The 5671-nt window shown below is 74.3% G+C and carries 5 protein-coding genes; 1 reads left to right on the forward strand and 4 read right to left on the reverse strand.

Features of this window, described 5'->3' with window-relative positions; genetic code table 11:
- Positions 1-281: 281 nt before the first annotated feature.
- Positions 282-1769 (reverse strand): aldehyde dehydrogenase family protein, encoded by a 1488-nt coding sequence (locus ABEA15_RS25360; protein ID WP_425579449.1) that lies wholly within the window; start codon positions 1767-1769, stop codon positions 282-284.
- Between the two features lie 361 nt (positions 1770-2130).
- Between ABEA15_RS25360 and ABEA15_RS25365 the strand changes: the two genes are divergently transcribed.
- A complete protein-coding gene (locus tag ABEA15_RS25365; RefSeq protein WP_345559582.1) occupies positions 2131-2775 on the forward strand; it encodes a class II aldolase/adducin family protein in 645 nt (214 codons plus the stop codon).
- A 130-nt stretch (positions 2776-2905) separates the two neighbouring features.
- Here the strand turns inward: ABEA15_RS25365 and ABEA15_RS25370 are convergent, their stop codons facing one another.
- The 3 genes from ABEA15_RS25370 to ABEA15_RS25380 all read right to left on the reverse strand — a co-directional run bounded on the left by ABEA15_RS25370 (position 2906) and on the right by ABEA15_RS25380 (position 5179).
- Positions 2906-3274 carry a fluoride efflux transporter FluC gene (locus tag ABEA15_RS25370; protein ID WP_345559584.1) on the reverse strand — a complete coding sequence of 123 codons (369 nt, stop codon included), beginning with the start codon at positions 3272-3274 and terminating at the stop codon, positions 2906-2908.
- Positions 3271-4113, reverse strand: a complete 843-nt coding sequence (locus tag ABEA15_RS25375) for a fluoride efflux transporter FluC (protein WP_345559586.1) — start codon at positions 4111-4113, stop codon at positions 3271-3273. The genes ABEA15_RS25370 and ABEA15_RS25375 overlap by 4 nt, the downstream gene beginning before the upstream one ends.
- Before the next feature lie 298 nt (positions 4114-4411).
- Entirely contained in the window at positions 4412-5179 is a 768-nt protein-coding gene (locus ABEA15_RS25380) for an alpha/beta fold hydrolase (protein WP_344149032.1), read from the reverse strand.
- Between the last annotated feature and the right edge of the window lie 492 nt (positions 5180-5671).

Raw genomic sequence — 5671 nt, forward strand, 5'->3', positions numbered from 1 at the left:
GGCGGTTGGCGATCACCGAGCCCGCGGTCCCGCCGCCCACGACCACATAGTCGTAGACGGAGTCGCTGTCGCTTGCGGACACCTGGGCAGCTCCTTCTTCCGGTGGCCGGCACGCTCCCGTAGACGGCACGGGTCGGCCGGTGTTTCGCGTCGGTCGGTTTCACGGGGAGGCGCGGGGCCTGCCGGCGGGTGGGCTCGGCGGCTCTTCCGGCGCGCGCTCGGGCGGCCCTGCGAAGGGCGGGCGCGGGGGCGCGGCGCCGGTGCGCGGCGCCCCCGCGGCGTCAGTCGAACCAGCGCTGGGGTTCGGGTGCGAGGTTGCGGTAGATGTGCTTGGCCTCGCGGTACTCGTCGAGTCCCGCCTGGCCGAGTTCGCGGCCGACTCCGGAGCGCTTGAAACCGCCCCATTCGGCGCCGGGGAAGTACGGGCCGAAGTCGTTGATCCACACGGTGCCGTGGCGCAGCCCGGCGGCGACGCGCTCGCCGCGGCCGGGGTCGTCGGTCCACACCGCGCCGGAGAGGCCGTAGTCGGTGTCGTTGCCGATCGCGATGGCCTCGTCCTCGGTGCGGAACGTCTCGACGGTGACGACGGGGCCGAAGACCTCGGTCTGCACGATGTCCATGTCGCCGCGGCAGCCGGTGAAGACGGTGGGCCGGTAGAAGAAGCCGTCGGCCAGCTCGGGCTCGTCGGGGCGGTGGCCGCCGACGGCCAGCGTGGCGCCTTCCTCGACGCCGCGGGCGACGGCGGCCTCGACCTTGGCCCGGTGCTCGGCGGAGACGAGCGGCCCGCACTGCACGCCCTCATGCTGGCCGCAGCCCAGGCGAACGCGCTCGGCGCGGCGGCACAGCTCGGCGACGAACTCGTCGTGGACGTCCTCGTGCACGACGAGGCGCGCGCCGGCGGAGCAGACCTGGCCGGAGTGGAAGAACGCCGCCATCATGGCGTAGTCCACCGCGGTGTCCAGGTCGACGTCGGGGAAGACGATGTTGGGGTTCTTGCCGCCCAGCTCCAGGGCGACCTTCTTCACCGTCGCGGCGGCCGAGGCCATGATCCGCTTGCCGGTGGCCAGCCCGCCGGTGAAGGAGACGAGGTCGACGTCGCGGTGCTCGACCAGGGCGGAGCCCACCTCGGCGCCGGTGCCCAGCACCAGGTTGGCCACCCCGGCGGGCACGCCGGCCTCGGTGCACAGCTCGACGAGCTTGCAGGTGGTCACCGGGGTGATCTCGCTGGGCTTGACCACCATGGTGTCGCCGGCGGCGATGGCCGGGGCCATCTTCCATGAGAGCTGCAGCAGGGGGTAGTTCCAGGGCGTGATCATCGCGCACACGCCGACCGGCTCGTAGACGACCCGGCTGAAGACGCCCTCGGGCGCGGACACGACGCGGCCGGCGTCCTTGTCGGCGAGGCCCGCGTAGTAGCGGAACACGGCGGTGACGTCGTCGACGTCGACGCCGCCCTCCTCGATGGTCTTGCCGGTGTCCAGCGACTCCATCAGCGCGATCTCGTCGCGGTCGCGCTGCAGCAGGTCGGCGATGCGGCCGAGGATCTCGCCGCGCTCGGCCGCGGGGCGGCGCGCCCAGTCGCCGCGGTCGAACGCCGCCCGGGCGGCGGCGACGGCGGTCTCGGCGTCGGCGGCGCCGCTCTCGCTGACGACGGTCAGCACTGAGGCGTCGTAGGGGTTGAGCACGTTGCGGGTTCCGCCCTTGTCGGCGGCACGCCACGCCCCGTCGATGTAGTTGCTTTCCGCGCCCGCTGATCCGGGTTCGGACAGGTAGGGCTTGGCCGGTAGTCGAAGGTCAGGTCCGATCACGGCACCCTCCTCCCCAAGTGGAGTGGCCTGAAACGGCCGTTGCAAGGTCGTCACAAATCGATCGTCAACCGCAGTACCGTAGCTGAGCTGGACAAATACAGCGAATCGGGGCAGAATTCCGTGATTCGCACCACCCGCAGGCCGCTCTTCGCGACGCGTGGACGAGGCCGCATCTCCCCGCCGCACCGGCGCTCCGGCGCACCTCGCCCCGGCGGCCTGGACAAGACCACCCGGTCCCGGGTTAACGTAGATTAGGCATACCTAACAGTGTGCCGGACGCTGTCGCCCCCGATCCTGCCCTCCCGCGCGAGACCGAGGACCAATGCTGCTGGAGCAACAACGCCGAGACGTGTGCCTGACCGCCCGCCGGCTCGCCGAGTGCGGGCTCGCCCGGCACGAGGGCGGTAGCGTCAGCGTGCGCAGCGGCTCCCTCGTCACGGTCACGCCCGCGGGGATCCCCCTGGAGAAGGTCGAGCCCGCCGACTGCCCGGTGCTGTCGATCGACGCCGGTGTGCTGGAGGGCCGCCGCGAGCCCGCGGCCGAGACCACCCTGCACACCGCCGCCTACCGCAGCAGCGACGCGGGCGCGGTCGTGCAGGCCTACGGCGACCACGCGGCGGTCGTCGCCGCCGCGCTGGCCGAGCTTCCGCCCGTCCACCACAGCGCCGCGCGCTTGGGCGGTGCGATCCCGGTCACCGAGTACGCCACCTACGGCACCGGTGAGCTGGCCGACCACCTGGTCAAGGCGCTCAAGAGCAAGCGCGCCGCGCTGCTGGCCAACCACGGCGGCCTGGCCGTGGGCGCCGGGCCCGTGGAGGCGTTCGAGCACGCGCGGCTGCTGGAGTGGCTGTGCGGGGTCTACATCCGCGCGCGCAGCCTGGGCGAGCCCCGGGTGCTCACCGAGGACGAGCTCGCGGAGGTGCGGGCGCGCGACTCCTACGCCTGGGCGGGTCCGGACATTTTCTGAGCCGCTGTAGCGGGGCCGTGGCGTGGGACGGGTGGCGGGCGGCCGTGGTCGGGTGTGGTCGGCGGTGGCCGGGTGTGCCTGCTCGGTGGTCGCTCGATCGGCCATCGCGCGCGGGGCGCGGGGCGTTCGCTCAGCCCCCGCCGGTGAGCGACGCGGCCACGGCCAGGCCGATCAACAGTGCGCCCAACCCCGCCGCCAGGGAGGCCGCGACGTTGGCGAAGGCGAGGAAGCGCTCGCGCTCGCGCAGCAGAGCGAAGGTCTCGTAGCCGAAGGTCGAGTAGGTGGAAAGGGCGCCCAGCACGCCGGTGCCCAGCAGCGCGGTCGCCCAGTCGGGCAGCGCGAGCCCGCCGGCCAGTCCCAGCAGCAGGCAGGCCGTCGCGTTGGCGGCGTGCGTGCCCCACGGGAAGGCGGAGTCGTGGCGCTGCTGGACGAACCGGTCGGTGAGGTAGCGCAGCGGGGCGCCGATCGCGGCCCCCAGCGCGGCGAGCAGGATCGTCACGGCGACGCCTCCGCGTCCCCGCGGGCGCTGCCCCGTCCGCCCGCGAACGCCTGCGCTCGCGCTCGCGCCGAGCGGCGGTCGAGCAGGCGCTCGGTCAGCGCGACACCGGCCCACACGGCGGCGAGGCCGCCCAGCAGCGTCGCGGCGGTGTAGCCCAGCGCGGCGGCGGGAGCGCCGCTCTCCAGCAGGCCCCGCACGTCGCCGACGTGGGCGGAGAACGTGGTGTAGCCGCCGAGGACGCCGACCCCGGCGAACGGGCGCAGCAGCCGCGACGGGCCCGTGTCCGCCGGGAGGCGCGCGACCGTTGTCATCAGCACGCCGATCAGCAGGCACCCGGACACGTTGGCGATCAGGGTGGCCCAGGGGACGCCGCCCGCCGCGTGCGGCAGCGTCGATGCGAGGGCGCTGCGGGCGGCTCCGCCGAGCGCACCGCCGAGCGCGACGGCGGCGAGCACCGACCAGGGGGCGTCGCGAAGCTCGCGCCGCTGGCGGGGGATGTGCAGGTCGATGTCCGGGTCGACGACCTCGCGGGGCGCCGCTTCCGCGGCCGGGGCGGTGCGGGAGGCAGCGGCGGCATCGGAGGCGTTCGCCGAGTGGGTGTTGTCGGTGTTGTCGGTGGGGCTGGTGTGGTCGCCGGGGTTGGCGGGGGCGGCGGGCTCGCCGGGGTTGGCTGGCTCGTCCGCGCCGGCGGGGGCTGTCGCCCCGCCCGGGGGCGGAGGTCCGTCGGGTTCCGCGGTGTCGGCGGGGCCCTCGGTTCGGGCGTCCGGTCCGCGGGCCACGGAGGAGTCCCGGAAGTCCGGGTGATCCGAGACGTCGGAGGGTTCGGGGCGTTGGGGCATGGTCCACTCCTACCGGCGCGTGTGTCACCTGGTAGGGACCATCGGCGGCTGCGCCGCGGTTGCCCGGCGCCCGCACGCCGGGAGGTTGTGGCGGGTCCCACCGCCACGGCCGTCCTCTCGCACCGCCGATACTAGACGAGCCGGAGGCATTGGGCAGACCGGACCCGTGAGCGGGACCGGCGAGGAGCGGCAGGGCCGACGGTATCGGCGCGGACCGGCAGGGCCAGTGGTATCGGCAGCACCGGGGGAGCGGTGGGAGCGACGGGACCTGTCAGGAGCGGCAGCGCGGCAGGCGGTGTCAGTACACCAGGTGCTCGGTGAGCAGTTCGTTGACCCGGTCGGCGCGCTCGATCCCGGCGAGGTGGGCCGCGCCCGAGACCGACTCCAGCCGGGCGCTGGGCAGTCCGCGTGCCAGCCCGCGGCTGCGGCCCGGCGGCAGCAGGGGGTCGTGCGCCGAGGCGACGACCAGCGCAGGCGCGCTCACCTGCGCCAGCAGTCGGCGCTGGTCGAGCCCGGCCACCGCGGCGCACCAGCCCGCGAAGCCCGCCGCCGCCACCCCGGTGAACTCCTCGGCCAGCCGTTTGACCACGTCGGGGCGGTACTCGGCGAATCCGGGCGTGAACCAGCACCGGGTCGCCTCGTCGACCACGGCCGCCATGCCTGAGGCGCGGGCGCGGCCCGCCATCCCTCGCCACGGCCCGCTGGGCGGCACGGCGGCGGTGCCGACCACGTAGCCGAGCCGCACCACGCTCCGCGGCCGGGCGGCGGCCAACCAGGTCGCGAGCATGCCGCCGACCCCCGCTCCCACGACCGACAGCCGTTCCAGGCCGAACTCGTCGAGCAGGGCGAGCAGGTCCGCGCCGAGGTCGTCCATCGAGTAGTCGCCGTCGGGAGCGGGCGAGCGGCCGTGGCCGCGGTGGTTGACGCGAAGAACGCGCAGTTCACGCGTCAGTTCCGGCATCTGGGGCTCCCACACCGTCCACTTCGCTCCCGGCGGAGCCAGCAGCAGCACGACGGGGGCGTGCCTGGGTCCGTCAAAGCGGTAGTGGAGGGCAACGACGGCCATGCGCGACCTCCTGGTTCTCCAGGTGGCAAGCGTATCGGCCCCGCGTGTCGCTCCGCGTGTTTCCAGGTCATTCGATGAATTCGTCGGAATCCGACTCCGTCCCGGCGGCGGCCCCGGCGAGGCCGGTGGCAGGCGGCTGGCCGAGGAGTGGCTGAGGGTCGGCCGACCGACCGGTAGCCGGTCCCCTTCCGACCCGTATCGCCCCGGTGCCAATCCCACGAGGGCAGCGGATGGTTCGGCCCTCGCCCACCGGACCGGGTGTCCGGTGGTCGGGGCCGCAACGAGGCAGCAAAGGCGGCGGGTGGTTCGGCTGGCGGCCATCGGTTCGGGTGTCCGGCGGTTGCGCGTGCGACGGGGCAGCAAAGGCGGCGGACTGTTCCGCCCGCACCCACCGGTTCGGGTGCTCGCCGGTCAAGCCTGCGACGGGGCAGCAAAGGCGGCGGGTGGTAGGGCCCGCGCCTACCGGACCGGGTGTTCGCCGGTCGGGTGCGC

The organism is Streptomonospora halophila (genome assembly GCF_039542725.1).
Lineage (GTDB): Bacteria > Actinomycetota > Actinomycetes > Streptosporangiales > Streptosporangiaceae > Streptomonospora > Streptomonospora halophila.